This window comes from Halarcobacter sp. (assembly GCF_963676935.1).
GTDB lineage: Bacteria > Campylobacterota > Campylobacteria > Campylobacterales > Arcobacteraceae > Halarcobacter.
Window position 1 is genome coordinate 452,325 of the sequence record NZ_OY781470.1, and the last position, 24,166, is coordinate 476,490.

The following is a 24,166-nucleotide window of genomic DNA, read 5'->3' on the forward strand; positions in this document are numbered from 1 at the left end:
TTGCCTGTCGCTAAAGGGCGTTAGTTAATAATAAAAAAGGAAAATAAATGAAAAAATCTCATTTGAGTCTAAGTGCTTGCGCAATATTGGCAGCATTTACATTTGTAGGTTGTGGTTCATCAGGTGATTCTGGTGCATACTTCGCTACATCAAATACAGGTGCTTTACAACTTAATCCACTTCTTGCTAATGTTGAGTATACATGTGGTACACATTCAGGACTAACAGATAGTAATGGTGAATATAAATATTCAACAGGGGATACTTGTGCTTTTACTATAGGTGGGGTAACTTTAAAAGGGACTCCTAATTCAAATTTAACAATTGAAGCTTTAGCTGAACAAAATGATGGAGTTGATGAAACAGCTTTAACATCATATATTATTGCAGTTATGTCAGAAAAAACTGGTATTGATTATGATATAAATAATTTACCTGACAATTTTGAATTACCACAAAATGTTAGTGGTGATACAAATAATCCAGTAAATTTTAAATCTATTGAAAGTTTAATGGAAAGTATTAGTGATTCAGATATAAAAAATAGAGTAAATAAGATTAAATATAAAGTTTCTAATAGATTTGCAAAAAGAGTATCTTTATCTTTTGAGGAAATAGCTGTTCCAACTACAGATGAAACTAAGCTTACTCAACAAGCTTCTAAAAAAGCTTTTGTAAATGGGAAAGAACAATCTATTGGATATTCTACATTAGTTAGTACAGGTTATAATGATAACAATGAAATATTAGGAAAATCTAAAGACTACTTAGATAATGATATAAAATTTAGTGATGGTAGTAATTATATCTGTAATGGTACAAATGGTGGAGCTGGTTCAGGTATGGATTTTACTTCACTACATAATGTTGATGGTAAATTATATGTAATATCACAATTTGAATGTGCTTTAGGTTCATATTATATGTTAGAGGTTGAACAAGATGAAACAACAGGTGCTTTAAGTCCTAAAAAAAATACCTTACAATTTATCTCACAAAAAGATGATTTTGGTGGTTGGGTACATTGTGCAGGACAAAGAACACCTTGGAATTCACATCTAAGTTCAGAAGAATATGAACCTGATACTAGAGCAGTAGAAGCTAACATTGATTCTCAAACTGGTTTAGTTGGTGATAGCTATTATGATAGTGTTGCATCAAAATTCTGGGGAAATACTTCACAAATGTCTTCATATTATTATGGATGGACACCTGAAATTAAAATCAAAAATGGACAAGCTGAATATTCTAAACATTATTCAATGGGTAGATTTTCTCATGAATTATCTTATGTAATGCCAGATAGTAAAACTGTATATATGAGTGATGATGGTACAAATGTAGGTTTCTTTATGTTTGTAGCAGATACTGCTGAGGATTTAACTTCAGGTACTTTATATGCAGCAAAATGGAATCAAACTTCAGCAAATGGTGCAGATGCAGGTGCTGCAGATTTGTCATGGATTAGTTTAGGTCATGCAACTGACAGTCAGATTAAAGCAATCTTAGACCCTGATAATGATATTACAACAAATGATGCACCAAAATTTTCTGATATATTTAATGTTTCATCTCCTTCAAATGGAACTTGTTCTTCAAACTTTACTTTAATTAAAGCTAATGGTTCTACTGAAGAGTGTTTACAATTAAAAGAGGGTATGGAATTAGCAGCATCAAGATTAGAAACAAGAAGATATGCAGCGATGCTTGGAGCAACAACAGAATTTAGAAAAGAAGAGGGTATAACTTTTGATAAAAACTCTGGAAGACTTTATGTTTCAATGAGTGAAGTTAGAAAAGGTATGCTTGATAATGATAGTTCATATGACAGTTCATCAATTAATCATATTAGAGTAAAAGAGAATAAATGTGGTGCAGTTTATGCTTTAGATGTAGATGTTAATAGTGTAAAAGATACAAATAATACAGTAATAAACTCTTCATATGTTGTAAAAAATATGTACTCAATTCTTGAAGGTACTTATTTAGATGGTACCCCTTTAGCTTATGCTAGTGATTCAGCTTATGCAGGTAATAGATGTGATGTAAATGGTATCGCAAGTCCTGATAATGTTACATTTTTAGAAGATTCAAATACCTTAATGATTGGAGAAGATACTTCACATCATAAAAACAATGTTGTGTGGGCTTATAATACAAAAACAAAAGAGTTAACAAGAACTTTTACAACACCACTTGGTGCTGAAACAACTTCTCCTTTTTGGTATCCTGAACTTAAAAATGGATTTGGTTACTTAGGTGTAGTTACTCAACACCCAAGTAAAGAATCAACTGATGGTGGAGAATCAGCATTTGGATATGTTGGACCATTTAAAAATCTAACAGAAAAAGTTGATACTACTGATGCATTAAGTTCAATTGAAAAAATTGCTACTTATTCAACTCAAACAGAAGCAGCAGCGGAAATTGTTGCATTTGATAAAGATTCAAATAAAGCATTTGTAACAAATGGAGCAACTAATGCAATTGATGTATTATCAGTTACATATAATAGTGAGACAAAAACCACTTCAATGGAAAAAGCATCTTCTATAGATTTATCAAGTTATGGAGCAGGTGTTCAAAGTGTTGCAGTAAGTAATGGAAAAATTGCAGTTGCAGTTGGAAGTGAAAGTAAAGCTACTGTAAAAGGTTCAGTTGTAGTTTTTGATATAGTTGGAACACACCTTAAAACAATTGAAGCTGGATATTTACCAGATATGGTTACTTTCAATGAGGATGGAACTAAAATTTTAGTTGCAAATGAAGGTGAACCAAATAGTACATATGAAAATGATCCTATAGGGTCTATTGGTATTATTGATGTTGCTGATAACTATGCATATACTGATATAACATTCTCAAATGTTACTATCCCTGATGAGGTGATTATTAAAGATTCAGCTGAAGCTGCACAAGATATAGAACCTGAATATATTACAGTATCTGGAAACAAAGCTTATGTAACATTACAAGAAAACAATGCAATAGCTATTGTTGATATTGAAAAGAAATCAATTGATTCAGTTGTATCTTTAGGGTTTAAAGATTATTCTTTAGAAAAAAATGCAATTGATATTGAAGAAGAAGGTCAAGCATTATTAAAAACTTATGATTCATTATATGGTATGTATATGCCAGATTCAATCGCTTCTTATAAAATTGGTTCTAAAACTTATTTAGTAACTGCAAATGAGGGTGATGGTAGAGAATATGGAGATGAAAATGATGATACTTATTATACAAATGAGAAAAAAATCAAGAAATTAGATTTAGTAGATTCTTTAGTAAGTGTTTATGCTGATGAAAATGATTTAAAAGTTCATTCTGAATTAGGTAAAAATTCTGAAGGTAAATATGAAAAATTGTATGCATTTGGTGCTAGAAGTTTCTCAATTTGGAATCAAGAAGGTACTTTAGTTTTTGATAGTGCTAATGAATTATCAAAATTAACAAGTAAATTTATGCCTGAACTATTTAATCAAGATGATGGTGAAATAGATGGAAGAAGTGGAAATAAAGGTGTTGAACCTGAAGCACTAGCAGTTGGAGAATTAAAAGATAGAACTTATGCTTTTGTTGGCTTAGAAAGACAAAATGCAATAGTTGTATATGATATTTCAACTCCAGAAAAAGCTAAGTTTGTTAAATATATTATCACTGAAAAGGATGGTGACATCTCTCCTGAAGGTATGAAGTTTGTATCAAAAGAGAATAGTCCTACAGGAAGTGCATTACTATTTGTTTCTTATGAAATGAGTGGTTCTACTTCAATTTATGAAATTAAATAACTTATAAAAGAGGGGTTCCCCTCTTTTATATATAAAAAGTTTTTTTAAATATTTTAAGGAGAAGAAAATGTTTAGAAAAATTTTATTAAGTAGTTTAACTGCTTTTGCCATAATAGGTTGTGGTGGGGGAGGTGGTTCAGGAGGATTTATCTCTTCTAACTCAGAGCAATCAACCCTAGTAACAGTAGAAAGAGGTTCTGTTTTAAATGGAATAGTTACAGATAGTTTGGGACAAAAAGCTATTTGGAATAAAGGAACAAACACTTATACTTTTGAAAAGGCAATTACCTATCCAATAAAAGTAACAGGTGGTTTTGTAGATATAGATAATGATGGTATAAAAAATAATTCTGATTTTGATTTAGATATTGAACTTAAGTCTTCAAATGGGAAAAATATAACTTTGTTAACTACTGTAGTTTTTGATGAAGATGAAAACATAGAAAAAAGTAATAAAGAGTATTTCATCAATGAGTTTTTATTAGATGAAGATGATATATTAAAACTACCATCTTCAAAAAAAAGACTTGCTTTGTTATCAAATATAATCTACAAAAATTTAGAACTTAATTCTACATTGAATTTAGATAATATTATGACTTTGATTAGTTCAGGTAAACTTGATATTAAAACTGAATATGAGAATACTAATTTAAATGATTATTCAAATCTTTCACCATCAGAATTTTTAGAAGAGAATGAGAAAAAGATGATAAAAGATATTGAAAAAATAAAAGCATCTAAATCTAATTTACCAAACTATTCAGGAGATGATATAACTTCAACTACAATAATCAATAAACAATCAGCATATATCTCACCTCAATGTTATACAAAAACAGAAGATGCAGCTGGTAAAATATATAATCCCTGTTTTTCATGTCATATAAATTCCCAAGAGCCAAACTATATAGATGATTGGGATTTACAAGAAAGTTATGCTTTTAATGCAAATAGTTATCAAAACCCTTTTACAAATAGTTTTAAAGATAGGACAAGCTTGGTTGATGCTATAAGTGATGAAGATATTTTAGAATATATCAATGTAGATAATTATAAAAATAATCAAGGAGATATAATTTTAGCTTCAAAACTAAAATATGATTTACCTTCAAAGTGGGATTTTTCTCAAGATGGGATAAAAGATGGCGTTTGGAGTGGGTATGTACCAGATTGTTTTTTTAATTTTGATTCTGAAGGATTTGATTTAGATAATAATGGAAGTTATACAGGATGGAGAGCTTTTGCTTATTCACCATTTCTAGGTACATTTTGGCCAACTAATGGTAGTACAGATGATGTATTGATTAGACTACCTAAATTTATGAGAGAAGATAGTAATGGAAACTTTTCAAAAGAGGTTTATAAAATAAATCTTGCAATTGTAGAATCAATGATAAAAAAAGATGATGTTGCTTTAGACTTTCAGGTTGATGAATCTAAATATGAAGTAGACTTAAATCATAATGGTATTTTTGATTCAACATCTGTAATAATTTATAAATGGGATACCTCTAATATAGTAAAAAAAGATTATTATGTGGGACTTGCTAAAGATAAATTAGAGGCAAAGGAATTGCATATTGCTCCTGGTTTATATCCAAAGGGAACAGAATTTTTACATTCAGTTAGATATATAGGGATAAATGATGATAAGAGTGGAATAAAACTTGCTAAAAGGATGAAAGAATTAAGATATGGTAAAAAAACATCTTGGAATACTTATTCTCAACTTTATAATGCTGCATTATCTGAGATAAAAGAGAAGCATGATTTTCCAGATAGATTAAAAACAATAAATGGAAATATTGAAGCAGGACTTCAAACTGGTTTAGGGTGGAGATATCAAGGGTTTATTGAAGATATAAATGGAAATCTAAGACCACAAAGTTATGAAGAGACTCTTTCATGTATTGGATGCCACTCTGGAATAGGAGCAATAACAGATACAACATTTGCCTTTCCAAGAAAAGATAATAGTTATAAAAATGGTTGGTATCATTGGTCACAAAAAGATTTAGTTGGATTAAAAGATAGAATACTTTCTAATGGAAAAGGTGAATATGCTTTTTATTTAGAACAAAATAAAGCGGGTGATGAGTTTAGAGGAAATCAAGAGATAAAGGACAAATTTTTTGATTCAAATGGAGATTTAATTCAAAGTGAAGTTGATAAAATAAAAGATGATATAAGTTACCTTATTTATCCTAGTGTTCAAAGGGCGATTATGCTTAATAAAGCTTATAAGGTTATTGTGGATGAACAAAGTTATATATATGGAAAAGATGCCCATATTGAACCTTTAAATGATACAGTATTTGATGAAGTAATAATAGATAAATCAACAGGTATAAGTGCTATAAAATATTAACTTATAATACTTTTTGTTATTGTTCTGTAATCCTTCATTATTATAATGACTTCAATCTTAGATAATGAAGGATGAAAAATGGTAAAACTTTTAAAAGTTACTTTTGGTTTAGTTTTGGCTTTTATCTCTTTTGCAAATGCACAAGAGAATATTCAATTAGGAGTAAGACCATATTATTTAGTAAATGATATGGATGAAAGCAGTTTAAAAAAAGAGCTTCAATCATGTGTTGATAAAACTCCCTCACGAACATTTTTTTCAATTGGTCACAGAGGTGCACCACTTCAATTCCCTGAACACACAAGAGAATCATATGTAGCCGCAGCAAAAATGGGAGCTGGAATTATTGAGTGTGATGTGGCTTTTACAAAAGATAAAGAGTTGGTTTGTAGACACTCTCAATGTGATTTACACACAACAACAAATATTTTAGCTACACCTTTAGCTTCAAAATGTACAAAAGAGTTTACTCCTGCTGTTTATGATAAAAATGGAAAGTTAATAAAAGAAGCAAGTGCAATGTGTTGTACCTCAGATATTACTTTAGCTGAGTTTAAATCATTAAAAGGGAAAATGGATGCATCAAATAAAACTGCTACAACTTTAGAAGAGTATATGGATGCAACTGCTTCTTTTAGAACAGATTTATATAGTCAAAATGGAACATTAGTAAGCCATAAAGAGAGTATTGAATTATTTAAACAATTAGGTGTAAAAATGACACCAGAGTTAAAAACTCCAAGTGTAAAAATGCCTTTTAATAAAGATTACACACAAGAAGATTATGCACAACAAATGATAAATGAATATAAACAAGCAGGTGTAAAACCAAGTGATGTTTTTGTCCAATCTTTTAATATTAAGGATATTAAATACTGGATAAAAAATGAACCAAAATTTGGATTACAAGCAGTATATTTAGATGATGATGTTTATAACGAAAAAGATGGGATGCAAAAGCAGATTGCAAAGATGAAAGAGTTTTCAAAAATGGGTATAAAGTATATTGCACCACCTTTACAAATCTTAGTTACACTTGATAAAAATAAAAAAATAGTTCCATCAAAGTATGCCTTAGAGGCTCAAAAACAAAATATAGGAATTATAACTTGGAGTATAGAAAGATCAGGACCACTTAAAAACGGTGGAGGTTGGTATTATTCTTCAATCAAAGATGCAATTAATAATGATGGAGATATGTATGAATTGATTGATGTTTTAGCTCAAAAAGTAAAAGTAAAAGCTATTTTCTCCGATTGGCCTGCAACTATTACTTACTATGCCAATTGTAAAGGTCTTTAAAAAGCATTTAAATATAAATGTAAATAATCATGTATAAAAAAGATATTTCTCTTTTTTATACATAACTGCAAATTTAATCACTATTCTCTTATCTATAATCTAAAATTATGAAAATATTATAAATAATAGTTATATTAAGAATAGATTTAACTAATCTATATTATTATAATGATAATAATAATCATAATAGGAGAAGCGATGGATTTAAGAAAGTTTGTTTTTTTATCTCTTAGTAGTTCTATCTTTTTATACTCCCAAGATGTAAATAGATTAGATGAGTTAATAATTACAGCTACTAAGACTGAAAATAGTTTAAAAAGTTTAACTTCAACGGTACAGATTGTTGAAGATATAGATATAGAAAATAGTGGAGCTTCAAATATATCAGAAATTTTGTCTTCAACTGCTGGAATATATTTGTCCCCCTCTGGAAATAGATTTAGTATAAGAGGGATGAATCATTCAGACACTCTTATCCTTATAGATGGAAAGCGGGTTAATGGAGAGTTTTCTAAAATATTTGAACTTGAAAGAATCCCTGCAGATATGGTTAAAAGAATAGAGATTCTAAAAGGTAATTCAAGCTTATTATATGGAAGCGATGCAATGGGAGGTGTAGTTAATATTATAACAAAAAAATCTTCTAAAGATTTATCTGGAAGTATTCAATTTCTAGCTTCCCAACAGAAAAAAGCTACAGATTTTTTTGTATCAAATAAGATAGGAGATACATCTTTTACTTTTTATTCAAATTACTTAGATAGAAGAGGGTATTCTGAAAGAAAATTGGCAAATATTAAGTTGATGCATTCAGGTAGTGCAAAATCTCCGTCAGATAAAACTTTACCAAAATCTGGTGCATACAAGGCTATGTCTAATAGTTTAAGTGATAATTATATTATTGACAATGATTATTTATCTGATTTAGAACTTAAAAATATAGGTGGTAGCGTATCTTATGATTTTAATGATGATATAAAACTATCTTTTGACTTCTCTCATCTAGATGAAACAAAAGAGAATAGTTATGTTAGTGATAGTTATCCATCAGCTTATTTAACTCCTAAAAATACATATATAATGGCAAGAAATATCCCTGCTAAACAATATAATGATAATGAAAGATTAAATTTAGCAGCATCTTTAGATTACAATATTTCAAATCAGATGAATTTAAAATATAATATCGCTTATTCAAAATATGAAAAGGATAGAAAAACTTATACCCCTTTGTATAAAGGACTTGGTTACACCTCAATAGGAAGTTCTGCTTTTAGTGTAAATCAATCTGTTTTAAAATATTTAAATAATGATATTTTATTTACCCATACTCTAAATAAATATAATAGGTATATTCTTGGAGCAGAACATAGAATTAACGATACTGATTCAACTGCTTTTAATGTAAACAATAGAACATATACTTCATATTTTGCACAGCATGAGTATACTGTTTTAGAAGATTTAAAATTTATATATGGTGCAAGATATGATAAAACATCTATAGATGAAAATGAAATATCTTTAAGTTTTGGAACTATATATAAAATAAATGATAATTTATCTATTCGTGGGAATTATTCAGAAGGATTTAGAAGTCCTGATGATAGAGAGTTGTATGTTGACCAAACAACACCAACTGGAAAAAGAAAATTGGGTGCATCAGTAGTTGAAACCACATATAAAAAACTTTCAAATGAATTAAAATCAGAAAAAAGTAAAACATTTGAGTTAGGACTTATTGGGAATTATGATATTTTCGATTTTGAACTTACAGCTTATAAAACAGATGTTGATGACAGAATATCGGAAGTTTCTTATGGAAACTATAGTACCTTTGAAAATATTAGTGATAGTGAAATAAAAGGTTTCGAATCTTCAATCTCTTTTTCATTAATAGAAAAGTTTTTTGTAAAACTAAATTTCACTTATACTGATGGAAATAATGAAACAGAAAATATAAATCTAATTGAAATTCCAGAAAAAACTGCAGACTTTGTATTAAGTTATTATCCAACTGAAAATATAGAATTGAAATCCATAACAAAATATGTTGGTTCCCAATATAGTGATGAGTATGAAAAGTTAGGTGGCTACACAATAACAAATCTTAAAGCAAATATAACAGACATAGTTGAAAATACAGATTTTTTTGTAGGTGTAGATAATATTTTTAATAAACAAATGGATGAATACTTAGGATATATACCCCAATCAAGTATTTATGCTGGTATAAAATATAGATTTTAGGAGAAAAAAATGAAAAAAATTTTAGTAGTAATTAGTTTAGTGTTTTTAACACTTGGTTTAAATGCAAAGGAAGTGAATAAATCTAACAAGTTTAAAATAAATGAGTTGATAATTCTTCCACATATTGGAAAAGTGATTAAGAATCATAAAAAAGAGTTAAATATTAGTGCCGAACAAATGGAAAGATTCTCAAAAGAGGTAAAGCAAGTTTATCCTCCAAAGTTTCAAAATTTGATTAGAAAAGCTTTCCCTATAGAAAAAAAAGTTCAAAGAAAAGTCTTAAAAGGGGCAACCCATTTAGAGGTGAAAGAATATTTAGATGAAATTGCAAAACTAAAAAGAGAAGCAATAAACATAAAAATTGAAGCTTTAAATGCATTTAGAAAAATACTTACAGCTGAACAATGGAAAAAAATAATTAAGCTTTCTAAATAGATTAATTACTTAACTTATGATAAAATCCTTTTTTATTTGAAAAGGGGTTTTATCAAAATGAATAAGTCTGATATTACAAATATTATTACAATACTTCTTTTAGCTTTTGGTTATGCAAATGGTAACGATTTGGTTTATACAATTGGATTATTTGCTTTTAGTGGTGCTATAACAAATACTTTAGCTATACATATGCTTTTTGAGAAAGTTCCTTTTTTATATGGCTCGGGGATTATTGAAAAAAAATTTGAAGCTTTTAAAGATTCTATTCATAACCTTATAATGAATCAATTTTTTTCAAAAGAAAATCTAAATAAATTTTATGAAGTAGAGTTTAATAGTGCAAAAAAAACTATTGATTTTGAAAAAATATTAAATAAAACAGATTTTACTCCTGCTTATGATTCTTTAAAAGAAGCAGTAATGCAATCAAGTTTTGGTGGAATGTTAGGGATGTTCGGTGGCGAGTCTGCCTTAGAACCTTTAAAAGAACCATTTGTAGAGAAACTGAAAAAATCAATTATAGATATCTCAAACAGTGATTCTTTTCAAAAAATTTTAAATGAAACTCTAAAATCAAAAGATTTAAATGAAGATATTCACGAAAAAATCTCTTTAGTTGTAAATAATAGATTAGATGAACTAACACCAAAAATGGTAAAAGAGATGGTTCAAAATATAATAAAAGAGTATCTTGGATGGTTAGTTATTTGGGGTGCAGTATTTGGTGGACTGATTGGATTTCTTTCAACACTTTTTTAAATATTTAGCTTTTCACTTCATATAAATCTTTGATTGATTTATCTTTTTAAGTTTATGCAAGTTTCATGACAGACTTATTTTTTATAATTTCATAATATCTTTAGAAAGGATTATTTATGAAATACAAAAAACTATTTTTCCCTATTGGTGGTGGAGATGAATTAGAAGAGAGACTTTTTGCAGCTTTCTTGATTGCAAAATATTTTAATGTCAGTCTTGAAGTTTTGAAATGTGGACTAAAAACGAATATGAGTATATATAAATCACTATCAATACCTAAAGATATTATGAAAAAGATTGATGAAGTAGTTGATACGAAACTAGATGATGAAAATCATCAGATACAAGAACTATTTGAGAAAATAGCAGCTGAGGTTGGTATTAAGGTTTCACAAAAAGCTCTTGAAAATGAAGCAAATACTTTTTTAAATATAAAAGAAGGTTTGCGAAGCTCCCTAGTTGAACAAGAGTCAAAATTTTGTGATTTGGTTATAGCAGCAGCTCCTCCTTCTGGTGTTACAACTGCAACTTTTGAAACAGCTGTGTTAAAAAGTGGTAAATGTGTACTTATGTTTCCTAGAGTAATGAAAAATTTTAAAACAGATTCTATTATTATTGGATGGAACAATTCCCCTGAAGCATCACGTGCAGTTACTTCATCAATTGATATTTTAAAACAAGCTCAAAGAGTACACATAGTCTCTTCAGAAGAGTATACAGATGATTTAGAAAAAATGAATAGATTAAGAGAATACCTTTTTCATCATGGAATTGATGCAAGTTATGAGATTGTTAAAACAACTAGGATACCAGGACAAGCTCTTTTAAATGCAGCTCTTGATGGAAATTTTGATTTAATTGTTGCAGGTTCCTATGGACATAAGGGCTTAAAAGAGCTTATGTTTGGTGGAGCTACAAGATATTTATTGGAAAAATCAACGCTTCCTATTTTTATGTCTCACTAATTTATGGTAGAATTTACTTATGAAACTATTAATCCTTGAAGACAATGAAACTTTAGCAGATGGTATTTATAAAAAACTAAAAGAGATAGGTTTTATTGCAGATGTTTTCTATGAAGGGGAAGAGGGACTTTTCGCTTTAGAAACATCTACATATGACCTTCTTATTTTGGACTTAGGTCTTCCAGGAATTGATGGAATCGATATTATAAAAAAGCTACGTAGTTCTCAAAAAAACCTTCCTATTTTAGTTATATCTGCAAGAGATAGATTGGATCAAAGAATTTTAGGTTTAGATACCGGTGCGGATGATTATATATGTAAACCTTTTGAGTTAGATGAAGTTGTAGCAAGAGTACAAGCCCTTCTTAGAAGAAGTAATAATCAAACTTCAAATATCATAAAATACAATGACTTGGAATTTAACTCTCAAACTTTAGCTTTAACAAGAGATGAAGAAAAAATTGAATTAAGTAAAAGGGAATTAACTATATTTGAATATCTACTTCAAAATCTAAATGCAATAGTAAGTAAAGAGAATATAGTAGAACATATAACTTCTATTGATGATGAATTTAACCCAACTGCTGTTGAAACTTATGTCTCAAGACTCAGAAAAAAATTAGGAGATTCCATAAATTTAAAAACAGTTAGAGGTTTAGGTTATATGATGAGTTAACATGGATACAAACACTACATCTATTAAATCAAGCCTTATTGCTTGGTTAACTTTCCCACTAGTTATTTTTACAATGATTCTTTTTATTTATATATATTTTATATTAGAAAAAAAAGTTACAGATTTTTTTGATAATAGATTAAAAGCTAGTGCTAAAAGTATTGAATATAGTATTGGAATAAAGAACTCAAAACTTTTTGTTGATATACCTAGCTTTTCAATTGAGTTACTCTCTTCAAATGATAAGGGTTTAATCTTTTACTCTGTGGTGGATGAAGAGAATAGTCTTCTTGTGGGGTATGAATCTTTATTAAATAAAAGTAGATTAGTTGACGAAGAAGCTGTATTTTATAATACAAAATACAATGACTCTAATTTAAGAATTGTGTCTTATAAAACTTCCCTCTATAGTGCAGGAAAAGTTTACAATGCTTATATTACTTTAGGAGAAACCACAGAAGAAAGAGATGAAAATATAAACTACGTATTGAGCCTACTTCTAATTATAATGGTAATTGTAATAGTTTCTACTGTCTTAATAACCCTTGTTGCAGTTTCTGAGGGCTTAAAGCCACTAAATAAGCTAAAGAGAATTATAAAAAAAAGAGATGAAAGGGATTTAGAACCCCTTGTTTTTAATGCACCTAAAGAGGTTGAAGATATTGTAAAAAGTATTAATATCTTATTAGAAAGAAGCAGAGATACTATTGATTATATAGAACAATTCAACTCTGATGTATCCCATCAATTAAGAACTCCTCTTGCAGAGATGAAAGTAAAATTAGAGTTTTTATATGATAAAGATGATAAAAATTATATCACTTTAAATTCTCTTTTAAATAATATGTCACATATAACAGAACAGCTTCTTTTATATGCAAAAACAAATCCAAATACTATAAATTTAAAACGATTTAAAAAACAAAGTTTAAATAAAATATGCAAAGAGTATAGTTTAAAAACTGCTCCAAGAATATATGAAAAAGGTTTTGAGTTTGCTTTTGAAAATATGGAAGAAGAGGTTTTTATAAAGTGTGACCAAATTCTTCTTGAGAGTATGTTAGATAATATAATAAATAATGCTTTACACTATGCAGTTGATGAAAATGGAAATCCTATGGGAACAATTACTTTATCTTTAGAAAGACACAATAATACTATTTGGTTAAATGTAAAAGATGAAGGAAATGGTGTTGACAAGAAGTTTTTAAAAACTATTTTTGAGAGATACTATAGAGTTGACTCTAAAAAAAGTGGTTCAGGATTAGGACTTAGTATTGTAAAACAAATAGCTACACTTCATAATGCAAAGGTTCAAGCAATAAATGAAAATGGATTAAAAATATCATTGATCTTTGATTTTCCAAAAATTAAGAACTAGTCTTCTATTAAATAGTTGAATTTTTTAAAATCTTCATAAGAGTTTTGTAAAATTTTTTTAGAATTTTGTGAACCTATCCAAGTATAGCCAATATTTTTTCTTTTTAAATATCTATGTACAGATTTTTTTGCTAATGTCTTTTTAATTGCATTTTCTAGAATTCTAAATCTATGGGGAAAATCTTCTTTAAATTTTTTTGAAACGGCTATTCCTCTTATTGGACCATGTATAATAGGCATTGTTATACCTGTATCTTTTATTGTATCATTTAAGGTTGGAGCATCCCATCTTTTAGATGGTTTATTTGATACAATGGCAAGTGGTTTAATATATTCTCTATACTTTTCACTTCCTTGAGCTGCAATAATAAGAAGATCAACTTTTGATTCAAGTAATGCTTTTCTTGCACTTCCACCTCCATTATAAAGTTTTATATCAACATCTTTAAAAGGTATATTAAACTTTTCTAGTAATAGTTTAAAAAGGATATGTCCACTTGATTTATTTATTAGGGCTACTTTTAACTCTTTTGGATTCTTTTTTATATAGTTTAATATTTCAACTATAGAGTTAAATTCTGAGTCTTTTCCCACTGCAATAAAATCTTGTTCAAACCACTGAAGGTTTATTATTTCAAAATCATTTAATGAAAAATCTGCTTTTTTACTTATTATTAGATTTAATAGATATGGAGAAAAAGTGGAACAAAATACTTTATACCCATCATGGGGTTCTTTTAAAACATAATTAGCAGCATCTAAGGAACCATTAGTTTTGATAGTTTTTACATTTATATGTACACCTAATTCTTTTTGAAGAAGTGCTGCCATATTTCTTGTCATTCTATCAGCACTTCCCCCTTCACCAAGACCAACTACAAACTCAATTGATTTATTTGGATAATCAAATGAAAAAAGCAAGCTTTTTAACAAAATAAAAAATAAAAAGATATATCTCATACTAAAACCTTACATTAAAACAATTCCATCATAAATTAATTTACTTCCTAATATAAGTATAACAACTTTTAAAATTTTTTTAAATAGCTCATTGCTACTTTTATCAAGAAGTTTTTTACCTGTAAGTGTTCCTAAATATGAAAATAGGATTAACAGAAGAATCAAAAATATCCAAGGGGTATAATCAAATCCTAAACCACCAAAAATAATAGCCTTCCCAAAATTTTGAAAAGATACACACCAAGCAAGAGTTCCAACTATTAGATGTCTTTTTGTTAAAATTGAAGATAAAAAAATTGCAATTAAAGGTCCCATAACACCTACAAACATTGTTAAAAAACCTGTTATTACACCAAAAACTACAATTAGAAGATTAGAGACTTTCTCAAATTTTAAATTAGGAAGTAAGTTTAATACAATAATTCCAACTCCCAAAGAAAGTTTCATTATATATTCAGGTAAAGATATCAAAAAGTAGATACTTAAAATATATCCTATAAAGCTTCCAATCATAAAAAGAACAAAAAATCTTACAAAAAAAGATTTTCTAAAAAGAAAAGCACGTAAAAGTCCTGAACCTGATTGTGTAAGTGCATGAATTGAAAGAAGTGCGGTAGGAGGAAGAACCATACTCATTCCTCCTATTACTAAAAGTCCTCCACCAGAACCAACTGTTGTTGAGATTGCCGCTCCAATAAAACAACAGAATATTAATATAACTATATCAAAAAGCTCTAATGGAAGATGAAAAAAGTCCATTTTATACAAAAACCTCTCCGGCCATTAGCAGTCTAGCCGTTCTTGTTGTTTTCCCTTCTACATCTTTTATCTTTGTTGTAGGAAAATTTACTCCAACATCGATTGTTCCTGAAGGTGTTTCTATTTTCACAGTATGTTCTCCTATTTCTAACTTTTTAGAGTTTAGTTCATATAAAATAGTTCCTTTTATAAAAGAACCAGTTGCTACACAAAAACCTGCACTAACTGCAAGAGCTGGATGAGCAGATGTAGGGGTAAAGTATCGAATGTTTATATCCCCACCATTTTTTGCCTCTGAGACAACTGCAAATTTTGGAATTACATTTCCTTTTGCACTACCTAAGCCCATCTTTTGTGAAGCTTGTTCTCTAATTGACTCTATTTTTTTAAAAAGCTCTTTTTTTGCATCAAGTTCAGCTGGAGTTTCATATCCTGTTAACCCCATATCCTTAGCTTTTACAAAAACAACTGGCATAGAGATATCTAAACAAGTTGCCTTAACCCCATCAAAAATATCATATTTATTTCCAGTAGGAAGATAATGTCCTGTTTTCCCACCAGTTATATTTTTAAAAAACATTTTTATAGGAGAAGCTGTACCAGGAACTCCAGCTATCTCAAAGTCACCATGGTATTGAACTGTTCTATTTGGAGTTTTGATTACTTGAGTAATAGTTGCACCAGTATTTACATCATATACATTTACTGTTGTCTCGCCATCTTCTACTGATACCAAACCTCTTTCAATCCCAAATGCCCCAACAGCTGTGAGAATATTACCGCAAGTTGGTTTATCATCTGCTATTGCTTCATCTATACTTGGTTGGATAAATTTATACTCTAAATCTATCCCTTCCCTTTTTGATACTGATATAATAGCAACTTTTGTAGTGACTGTTGTTGCTCCACCTATGCCATCAATTTGTCTAATATCAGGGCTTCCCATAATCTTCAAAATTAAATTATGTCTTTCATCTTTATCTTTAGGTAAATCATTATCTAAAAAATACGCACCTTTAGAAGTTCCTGATCTATATAAAATACAGCTAATTCTTGTTAAATCATTCATCATTTTATGCTCCTGTTATTGCATCGTAAATTAAACCTGTTGGAAGGTGAAGTGTCATAATATGGCTTATAAATAGTAGAAGTCCTATTGCCACACCAGTAATAATGAATATTTTCAACCAAGAAGATTTCATCTTTGTTCTAATAATTATCACAAAAAGAATTGCTAATGAAGGAACAAAACCTAAAATCCAAGTTCCTAATAGGAATATAGGAAGGATTAAAAAGTTTTTCCAAATATCAACCCATGCAGATGAAAGCTGTCCATTTTCAGTAATTGCAACTGATAAAATATCTTTTTGTCTCTTTTTAGATGTAATTTGAATTGACAAGATAACTCCAAAAAGTAAAAGTAATGAACTAACTACCATAGGGAAAATTCCACCTAAAAACTGAAGATAAAAAGAGTCAATTAATGCAAATAGACCAAATGCCATAAGAAACCAAATAAATAGTAATTCTCCAGTAAAAAATGAGTATGGATAATTTGTAGTTTCTTCTTCCTTTTGTATATTTAATTCTTTCTCTTTTTTAGAGTCTCTATTTTTAAAATAAACACTAATTAAAACTGAAGCAACCATAAATATTATTAAAATAATTACACCTGGTCTTTCCATCATTTCCCAAGAATAAAACTGAACTGCTTGATAATAATATGTTTCAATAGTACCAGCTAAAACAAAACCAATAAGTAGGGCAGGTCTTGGCCAATCAAAGTATTTAAATAGTGTCCCTAATGCACCAATTGCAATTAAAAGCATTAAATCCTCTAAAGATCTTGTTGCTTGAAGTGCAGCAAAGAAGATAATCATTAACATAAATGGAGCAACATATCCATAAGGAATAGTTGTGATTTTTGAAATCTTATTTGATAAAAGCATACAAGTTCCAGTACCAACAACATTTGCAATTGCTAAAGACCAGATAATAATATATGAAACTTCTAAGTTTTCATTAACCATTCCAGGTCCAGGTTCAATCCCAAGAATTACAAGTCCACCTAAGAATACAGCCATAGAACCACTTCCAGGGATACCAAATAGAAGTGTTGGAACTAATCCACCCCCCTCTTTAGCATTATTTGCTGATTCAGGAGCGATAACTCCTCTTACATCACCTTTACCAAACTGTGATTTATCTTTTGAAGTTTGTACAACATGCCCATAAGCAATCCAGTCAACAACACTTCCCCCAAGACCTGGAATAGCACCAATCATAGCACCAATTGGAGCACAACGTGCTACTATCCATCTTGAAATCCACATATCTTTAATACCTTGAACAAAACTTCCTCCAAGCTTTTCAGCTTTTGAAATCTTTTTATTCTCAACTAATAAAGAGATGATTTCAGGAACTGCATAAACACCAAGTCCTAAAATTACAAGTTTAATTCCATCATATAAATAGTAGCTATCCATTGTCATTCTAAATTCACCAGTTGCTGGTGCTGCCCCAACAGATCCTAAAAGAAGTCCAATCGCAGCAGCTATAAATCCTTTATATAGAGATTTACCACTTAAAACTCCAACCATACTAAGTCCAAAAATACCTAAAATAAATAGTTCAGCAGACCCAAGTTTTAAAATTAAATCTCTTGCAAAGATTATAAATATAGATAAAATTAAAGCACCTAAAAGTCCTCCTACTAATGAAGCAGAAAATGCAGCTCCAAGAGCCCTTGCTGCCTCACCTTTTTTTGACATAGGATATCCATCAAGAACTGTTGCTTGAGAAGCAGAAGAACCTGGTATTCCCATAAGAACTGAAGTAAAAGTATCTGAAGTTGGAATAACTGCAACCATACCAATTAACATTGCTAGTGCTGAGGTTTGATCCATACCATAAAGAAAAGGTAACATTATAGAAAAACCTACAATACCTCCTAATCCTGGTAAAATACCAACTAAAATTCCTAAAAACACTCCACCAAGTAGATAAAGCATATGGTGAACTTGCATTAATTCAGAAAATGCACTCATAAGTGTTTCAAAAGCCATCTTAAATCCTTTCTCGAAGTACTACTACTTCTCATTTTATGAAAGAAGATTAACATTCTACTCTGTCATGAAACTTGCAATTTTTTGTAAGAAAAGTAATATTAAAAATCTGTGAAAATAAAAAAAGCCACCATCTTCAAAGAGATAGTGGCTTTTAAAAGGAAGGCTTAATTTAGTGATTAGAATCTAACTCTATAGTTAGTAGATAACCAATTTTGAATCCACTTTCTATCTTCATCATTTACATTAGTTGCAGTTGATTTAAGTTTGTCTGCTTTCTCTCCAACTGTTTGAGGATAAATACCAAGTTGTTGTTCACTCATTGCTTTAAATTTTGGATCTGAAACAATCTTTTTCATCGCATTTTGATAAGTTTCAACAACATCATTTGATACATCTTTTGGTAACATAATCATCTTTTGAGATGGGAATGAAGCTGTAAAGAATGTTTTCCATGCTTTAAATGCAGCACCTGATGGTTTTTTACCATGTACCTTTTCATAAACCTCACCAAAATGTGGTAAATTTGGGAAAGTTGGGTCTCTTTGGAAATCACCATTGTCATCTAATGTTCCCCATGCAAATAAAGGAACAGCTCTACCATCTTTTTGTGCAGGTAATACATTTTTGATATAAGAAGATGTAGTTTGGAAATCAATATTTGTTTCTCCTCTTAAAAATGCAAGTCTTGTTGATTTTTTACCTTTCATACCAAATACTGGTTGAGTTTTGATATCTAATAAATCAAATGCAAGTAATGCAATTAAATCCATAGAAGTTGCACCTTGAGATCCAAACTTTAGTTCTTGAGATTTAAGCTTATCTAAATCATCAATACTATTAACTCCAAGTTTAGATGATACATAAACAACTCCACCAGTTGGTGAAGAGATTACTGCTTTCCAATTTTTATAATCATATCTTACTCTTTTATCTCCAAGTAGAAATGGAATTTGAGTTGAAGCAGATGAAGCAAAAATTGTTAACCCATCTTTTGAAGCTCTTTTTGCAAAGAAGTTTGCACCTTTAGTTGAACCACCACCTGGCATATTTTTAATTACAACTGTTGGTTGTCCAGGAAGGTTTTTAGAAATTAAAGGAGCATAAAATCTACTCCATTTATCAGTTCCTCCACCAGCTTTATAAGGAACTATCCACTCAATAGTTTTTCCTTTAAAACTTACCTCTTTTGCCGTTGCAACATTTACTAGCATCCCTAGTGCTAAAGTTGAAGCTAAAATTGTCTTTGCCATTTTATCTGTAAACAGAATTCTTTTACTAGTCATCATGTTAAATCCTTTTTTTGGTTTTATGCTGGAAGATTAACATTGGATTCTGGCATGAACCTTGCAGAATTGTAAGTTTTATATTGAGATTTGAAATGCTATTTTATTGCTATGTTTAGGGCTTTTTTGCAAGATTATTGACAGACTTTAATGTTAATATCACACATTGATTTTATTTAGTAGTAGATAAAAATTTACATAAAAAAGGAATAACATGAGACAATATAGAACAGCTGATCTTTGTGATGAAAATCAAGATAAAAAAATTCAAGTATTATCCCACAAATTTAAAAACTATGGAGGGAAAAAAAGATTTAAAGGTAGAATAAAAACTATTAAAATTGAAAAAAGTAATTGGGCAGTAATTGATATACTAAAAAATGTATCAGGTAAAAATAAGATTCTAGTTATTGATGTAGAAGAGGCATATTATGGTATTGTTGGAGATAAACTATCTACTCTTGCAGAAAAGAACCATTATGAGGCATTGATTATAAATGGATTTGTTAGAGATACAATGGAAACAAGAAAGTTTAATATTGGACTTTTTGCATTAGGAACTTGTCCTTTAAGGAATTTTGATAAAACACCATCACAATTGGGTATTGATTTATATTTTGGAAATGTCTCTTTTAAAGAAGATGATTACATATATTGTGATGAAGATGGGATTATTATTTCAAATGAAAAGCTTATGTAAAATATACTCTCTTTTTTACTTTATTAAATCTATGGATTCTTTTTTGCACTTAGTCTTCTAAATCCCAAATTAAACCTTATTTAAATACAATACGTTTTTAATAAATTGTTAATATTAGATTGTTAGTATAGTTATTACTTAAGGAAAAAATAGATTATGGAAGATAATGGAATAGAATTACTTGTTTTATTGGATATTTCAGGTTTAGAAGATAAACAGAGATTTGAAAAATACTTAAAAAGAGAAGGGTTTAAAACAGTAGAAGGGGAAGAGTTTGTTTATACAGCAAAATCTTCAACTACACTTTTCTCAACAAAGGCGTATATTCTAGAAGTGTTTAAAGAGGGTCTTAAAAAACAAGAGTTTAAAGGTGATGCAAATATGGTATTCTTACTTAATGAAACACCATATCCAGCTTATTATTTTGATACAAATACAAATGAGTTTGAACTAGTAAAAGAGTAGTATTGAAAAATATTTATGAATTTCTAAAGAATTTAAAAGATAATAAAGAGTTAAAAAACTGCCAACTTTTAGTTGTAAATGATGACAAACAAGCACAAGTTGCCAATGATATAGTTTCTTTTTTAGGGTTTGAATCTTTTGTATTATCCGATTTTAGAGCAAATTTTGGAGATGACTTATTATCTTTTTCAACTGAACTTCAAGATATAACAAAAGTTTTAAACGAGTATTACTCTTATAAAAAAGAGAATAAAATATTAATTTCACCCATTAGAACAATATCATTTCCTATGCCAAAAGAGAATTGTTTTGATTCTTTTGAAATCTCTTTTGCTGATACTTTAAATATTGAAGAGTTAAAAACAAAACTTTATAACTGGGGATACTATTTTGTTGATATAGTTACATCTGAATCAGAGGTTTCTATTAGAGGAGATATAATTGATATTTGTCCTTTAGGAAGTGAAACTGGATATAGAGTATCCTTATTTGATGATGAAGTTGAGAGTATTAGGAAGTTTGATATAGAAGATCAGAAGTCATTTAAAGAAGAGATTGAAACTTTTAAAATAACACCAGCTTTTTTGGCCTTAGATGAAAAAAAACTTGATGAGATAAATGAACAAATTGAAAAAGTGGAATCGGATGCTTTTATAAAAGATATCCACTCCCTTGGGTTTTGGTATCTTGATGAATTGGGTGAATATTTACCACAAAAATTAAACTCATATATTACTCAAGAGGCTTTAGAGGAACTTGAAGAGGTATATGTTTTTGAAGATAAAAGAATAAACAAAGACAAGTTTTTAACTCTTCCTCAAATCTTTAAAGCTAAAAATTATCAAGAGATAGCACCTGCAAATGTAAAAGAGTTCTTGACTTTCCATGAAAATAAAAAAGTAACTATAATCTCTTCAACAGAAGCAAAAGTTAAAGCTTTTGATTTGGATCTTTCAAACAAAGATATAAATTATGTTTTTGATTCATATATTTTAAATCTTGTTAGTGATGATGAAGTTATTATTTCACTAAATAAAGAGATTAAAAAAAGAAGAAAAAAGAAAATAAAACTTGTACTTGATGAGCTACAAAATGGAGATTTTGTTGTTCATGAAAAACATGGTATTGGTCAATATCAAGGAATTGAACCTGTTGTTGTAATGGGAGCAAAAAGAGATTTTGTAGTTGTAACTTATGCTGGTGATGACAAGCTTTTACTTCCAGTAGAAAATATAGATACTATTGATAGATATGTTGCAGATGGAAGCTCCTATGCTGTTGTTGATAAGCTTGGGAAAGGTAGCTTTGCAAAACTAAAAGAGAAGGTAAAAGATAAGTTATTTGCCATTGCAAATGATATTATAAAAATAGCAGCTGCAAGGGAACTTGTAAATGGTATAAAGATAAATACCGACAAAAAGCTATTGACAGATTTTGTATATACAGCTGGCTTTGAATATACCAAAGATCAAAAAAGAAGTGTAAATGAAATCTTTGAAGACTTAAGTTCTGGTAGAGTTATGGATAGACTTTTAAGTGGAGATGTTGGATTTGGTAAAACAGAAGTTGCTATGAATGCTTTATTAGCAACTGTTTTAGATGGATACCAAGCTATTTTTGTATGTCCCACAACACTACTTTGTTCTCAACATTTTCATGGGATTCAAAAAAGATTTGAAAACTATGGAATCAAAATGGCTAAACTTGATGGTAAAAGTACAGCAAAAGAGAAAACCCAAATCAAAAAAGATTTAGCAAGTGGAAAATTACAACTAGTTATAGGAACCCACTCTTTACTTAGTGTAAAAACTAACAATTTAGCACTTGTAATAATAGATGAAGAACATAAATTTGGAGTAAAACAAAAAGAGAAATTAAAAGCTTTAAGGGATGATGTTCATATCTTCTCTATGAGTGCGACACCAATTCCAAGAACTTTAAATCTAGCTCTTAGTAAATTAAAAGGGATGAGTTCGCTTTTAACTCCCCCACAAGAAAGACTAGGGGTTAGAACCTATGTAAAAGAGTATAGTGATAAACTTATAAAAGAGATTATTTTAAGGGAAAAAAGAAGAGGTGGACAACTTTTTTATGTACATAATAATATAGCTTCAATAGATGCAAAAAAAGCAGATATAGAAGAGGTTGTACCAAATATCAAAATTGAAGTAATTCACTCAAAAATAAAACCAGCAGATGCTGAAAAAATTGTTGAAAGATTTGATAATAAAGAGTTTGATATTCTTCTAGCTACTTCCATTGTAGAGTCTGGTCTTCACCTTCCAAATGCAAACTCAATAATAATTGATGGAGCAGATAGATTTGGTATTGCAGATCTACACCAATTAAGAGGAAGAGTTGGAAGAAGTGATAAAGAGGGCTTTTGTTATTATGTAGTTGAAGATAAAAAGAAAATTACAAATGATGCTATAAAAAGACTTGTAGCTTTGGAATCAAACTCATATTTAGGAAGTGGTACAGCTTTAGCCCATCAAGATTTAGAGATTAGAGGTGGGGGAAATATTATTGGTGAAGCCCAAAGTGGTCATATCAAACAAATTGGTTATGGCTTATATCTTAAGATGTTAGAAGATGCACTTGCAACTCTTAGTGGAGATACAAAAGAGGAAGCTAAAACCGTTGATATTAAACTTGCAATTTCAGCATATATTAGTAGTGATTATATAGTTGAAGATAGAGTTAGACTTGAATTATATAGAAGATTATCAAAATGTCAAAATAGAGATGAAGTTTATATAATAGAAGAAGAGATGGAGGATAGATTTGGAAAACCTGATACTCCAACAAAACAATTCTTAGAACTTATTATTATAAAAATTCTTGCCTTATCAAAATCTATTAAAACAATTAGTTCATATGAGATGAATGTAACATTTACAAAAAGTGATGATACTAAAGAAACAATCAAAAGTCCTAGTAAAGATGACGATGATATTATTGATACAACTTTGAAATATTTAAGAAAATAAAAGGAAAGA

17 protein-coding genes are annotated in these 24,166 nt (G+C 29.2%); 12 read left to right on the top strand and 5 right to left on the bottom strand.

Annotation, left to right across the window (positions count from 1 at the left end):
* Positions 1-47 precede the first annotated feature (47 nt).
* From ACKU4C_RS02230 to ACKU4C_RS02270, 9 genes are all read left to right on the top strand, one after another.
* Entirely contained in the window at positions 48-3,791 is a 3,744-nt protein-coding gene (locus ACKU4C_RS02230; protein WP_321314230.1) for a choice-of-anchor I family protein, read from the top strand.
* Between the two features lie 67 nt (positions 3,792-3,858).
* Positions 3,859-6,162 (top strand): hypothetical protein, encoded by a 2,304-nt coding sequence (locus ACKU4C_RS02235; protein WP_321314231.1) that lies wholly within the window; start codon positions 3,859-3,861, stop codon positions 6,160-6,162.
* Between the two features lie 78 nt (positions 6,163-6,240).
* On the top strand, positions 6,241-7,464 hold the full coding sequence (locus tag ACKU4C_RS02240) for a glycerophosphodiester phosphodiesterase family protein (protein WP_321314232.1): 1,224 nt from the start codon (positions 6,241-6,243) through the stop codon (positions 7,462-7,464).
* 198 nt (positions 7,465-7,662) lie between these two features.
* On the top strand, positions 7,663-9,714 hold the full coding sequence (locus ACKU4C_RS02245) for a TonB-dependent receptor (protein ID WP_321314233.1): 2,052 nt from the start codon (positions 7,663-7,665) through the stop codon (positions 9,712-9,714).
* 9 nt (positions 9,715-9,723) lie between these two features.
* Positions 9,724-10,149 carry a hypothetical protein gene (locus ACKU4C_RS02250; RefSeq protein WP_321314234.1) on the top strand — a complete coding sequence of 142 codons (426 nt, stop codon included), beginning with the start codon at positions 9,724-9,726 and terminating at the stop codon, positions 10,147-10,149.
* A gap of 57 nt (positions 10,150-10,206) precedes the next feature.
* Entirely contained in the window at positions 10,207-10,911 is a 705-nt protein-coding gene (locus ACKU4C_RS02255) for a DUF445 domain-containing protein (protein ID WP_321314235.1), read from the top strand.
* A 116-nt stretch (positions 10,912-11,027) separates the two neighbouring features.
* Positions 11,028-11,876, top strand: coding sequence for a universal stress protein (locus ACKU4C_RS02260; protein WP_321314236.1), 849 nt, complete (start codon positions 11,028-11,030; stop codon positions 11,874-11,876).
* 19 nt (positions 11,877-11,895) lie between these two features.
* Complete coding sequence (locus tag ACKU4C_RS02265) at positions 11,896-12,552, top strand: response regulator transcription factor (RefSeq protein WP_321314237.1); 657 nt, start codon at positions 11,896-11,898, stop codon at positions 12,550-12,552.
* A 1-nt stretch (position 12,553) separates the two neighbouring features.
* Positions 12,554-13,933: a sensor histidine kinase gene (locus ACKU4C_RS02270; protein ID WP_321314238.1), complete on the top strand. Its 1,380-nt coding sequence runs from the start codon at positions 12,554-12,556 to the stop codon at positions 13,931-13,933.
* Here ACKU4C_RS02270 and ACKU4C_RS02275 read toward each other — a convergent pair.
* The 5 genes from ACKU4C_RS02275 to ACKU4C_RS02295 form a co-directional block, all read right to left on the bottom strand.
* Positions 13,930-14,892 (bottom strand): tripartite tricarboxylate transporter substrate-binding protein, encoded by a 963-nt coding sequence (locus tag ACKU4C_RS02275; protein WP_321314239.1) that lies wholly within the window; start codon positions 14,890-14,892, stop codon positions 13,930-13,932. The two genes, ACKU4C_RS02270 and ACKU4C_RS02275, sit on opposite strands and share 4 nt — an antisense overlap.
* A gap of 9 nt (positions 14,893-14,901) precedes the next feature.
* Positions 14,902-15,651, bottom strand: coding sequence for a sulfite exporter TauE/SafE family protein (locus tag ACKU4C_RS02280; RefSeq protein ID WP_321314240.1), 750 nt, complete (start codon positions 15,649-15,651; stop codon positions 14,902-14,904).
* A gap of 1 nt (position 15,652) precedes the next feature.
* Positions 15,653-16,723 carry a PrpF domain-containing protein gene (locus ACKU4C_RS02285; RefSeq protein ID WP_321314241.1) on the bottom strand — a complete coding sequence of 357 codons (1,071 nt, stop codon included), beginning with the start codon at positions 16,721-16,723 and terminating at the stop codon, positions 15,653-15,655.
* Between the two features lies 1 nt (position 16,724).
* Positions 16,725-18,716, bottom strand: coding sequence for a tripartite tricarboxylate transporter permease (locus ACKU4C_RS02290; protein ID WP_321314242.1), 1,992 nt, complete (start codon positions 18,714-18,716; stop codon positions 16,725-16,727).
* A gap of 179 nt (positions 18,717-18,895) precedes the next feature.
* Positions 18,896-20,005: a hypothetical protein gene (locus tag ACKU4C_RS02295; protein ID WP_321314243.1), complete on the bottom strand. Its 1,110-nt coding sequence runs from the start codon at positions 20,003-20,005 to the stop codon at positions 18,896-18,898.
* Between the two features lie 211 nt (positions 20,006-20,216).
* Here ACKU4C_RS02295 and rraA point away from each other — a divergent pair, with 211 nt between their 5' ends.
* The 3 genes from rraA (at position 20,217) to mfd (ending at position 24,157) form a co-directional block, all read left to right on the top strand.
* Positions 20,217-20,702, top strand: coding sequence for a ribonuclease E activity regulator RraA (rraA, locus tag ACKU4C_RS02300; RefSeq protein ID WP_321314244.1), 486 nt, complete (start codon positions 20,217-20,219; stop codon positions 20,700-20,702).
* Positions 20,703-20,858: 156 nt separating this feature from the next.
* Positions 20,859-21,167: a hypothetical protein gene (locus tag ACKU4C_RS02305; RefSeq protein WP_321314245.1), complete on the top strand. Its 309-nt coding sequence runs from the start codon at positions 20,859-20,861 to the stop codon at positions 21,165-21,167.
* Between the two features lie 2 nt (positions 21,168-21,169).
* Complete coding sequence (mfd, locus tag ACKU4C_RS02310) at positions 21,170-24,157, top strand: transcription-repair coupling factor (protein ID WP_321314246.1); 2,988 nt, start codon at positions 21,170-21,172, stop codon at positions 24,155-24,157.
* Positions 24,158-24,166: the final 9 nt, after the last annotated feature.

Excerpts from the sequence above, each read along its gene's own strand:
- ACKU4C_RS02280 (WP_321314240.1), bottom strand. The coding sequence starts at position 15,651 with ATGGACTTTTTTCATCTTCCATTAGAGCTTTTTGATATAGTTATATTA.
- ACKU4C_RS02275 (WP_321314239.1), bottom strand. The coding sequence starts at position 14,892 with ATGAGATATATCTTTTTATTTTTTATTTTGTTAAAAAGCTTGCTTTTT.
- ACKU4C_RS02235 (WP_321314231.1), top strand. The coding sequence starts at position 3,859 with ATGTTTAGAAAAATTTTATTAAGTAGTTTAACTGCTTTTGCCATAATA.
- rraA (WP_321314244.1), top strand. The coding sequence starts at position 20,217 with ATGAGACAATATAGAACAGCTGATCTTTGTGATGAAAATCAAGATAAA.
- ACKU4C_RS02230 (WP_321314230.1), top strand. The coding sequence starts at position 48 with ATGAAAAAATCTCATTTGAGTCTAAGTGCTTGCGCAATATTGGCAGCA.
- ACKU4C_RS02305 (WP_321314245.1), top strand. The coding sequence starts at position 20,859 with ATGGAAGATAATGGAATAGAATTACTTGTTTTATTGGATATTTCAGGT.
- ACKU4C_RS02285 (WP_321314241.1), bottom strand. The coding sequence starts at position 16,723 with ATGATGAATGATTTAACAAGAATTAGCTGTATTTTATATAGATCAGGA.
- ACKU4C_RS02255 (WP_321314235.1), top strand. The coding sequence starts at position 10,207 with ATGAATAAGTCTGATATTACAAATATTATTACAATACTTCTTTTAGCT.
- ACKU4C_RS02260 (WP_321314236.1), top strand. The coding sequence starts at position 11,028 with ATGAAATACAAAAAACTATTTTTCCCTATTGGTGGTGGAGATGAATTA.
- ACKU4C_RS02295 (WP_321314243.1), bottom strand. The coding sequence starts at position 20,005 with ATGATGACTAGTAAAAGAATTCTGTTTACAGATAAAATGGCAAAGACA.
- ACKU4C_RS02240 (WP_321314232.1), top strand. The coding sequence starts at position 6,241 with ATGGTAAAACTTTTAAAAGTTACTTTTGGTTTAGTTTTGGCTTTTATC.
- ACKU4C_RS02290 (WP_321314242.1), bottom strand. The coding sequence starts at position 18,716 with ATGGCTTTTGAAACACTTATGAGTGCATTTTCTGAATTAATGCAAGTT.
- ACKU4C_RS02245 (WP_321314233.1), top strand. The coding sequence starts at position 7,663 with ATGGATTTAAGAAAGTTTGTTTTTTTATCTCTTAGTAGTTCTATCTTT.
- ACKU4C_RS02270 (WP_321314238.1), top strand. The coding sequence starts at position 12,554 with ATGGATACAAACACTACATCTATTAAATCAAGCCTTATTGCTTGGTTA.
- ACKU4C_RS02265 (WP_321314237.1), top strand. The coding sequence starts at position 11,896 with ATGAAACTATTAATCCTTGAAGACAATGAAACTTTAGCAGATGGTATT.
- ACKU4C_RS02250 (WP_321314234.1), top strand. The coding sequence starts at position 9,724 with ATGAAAAAAATTTTAGTAGTAATTAGTTTAGTGTTTTTAACACTTGGT.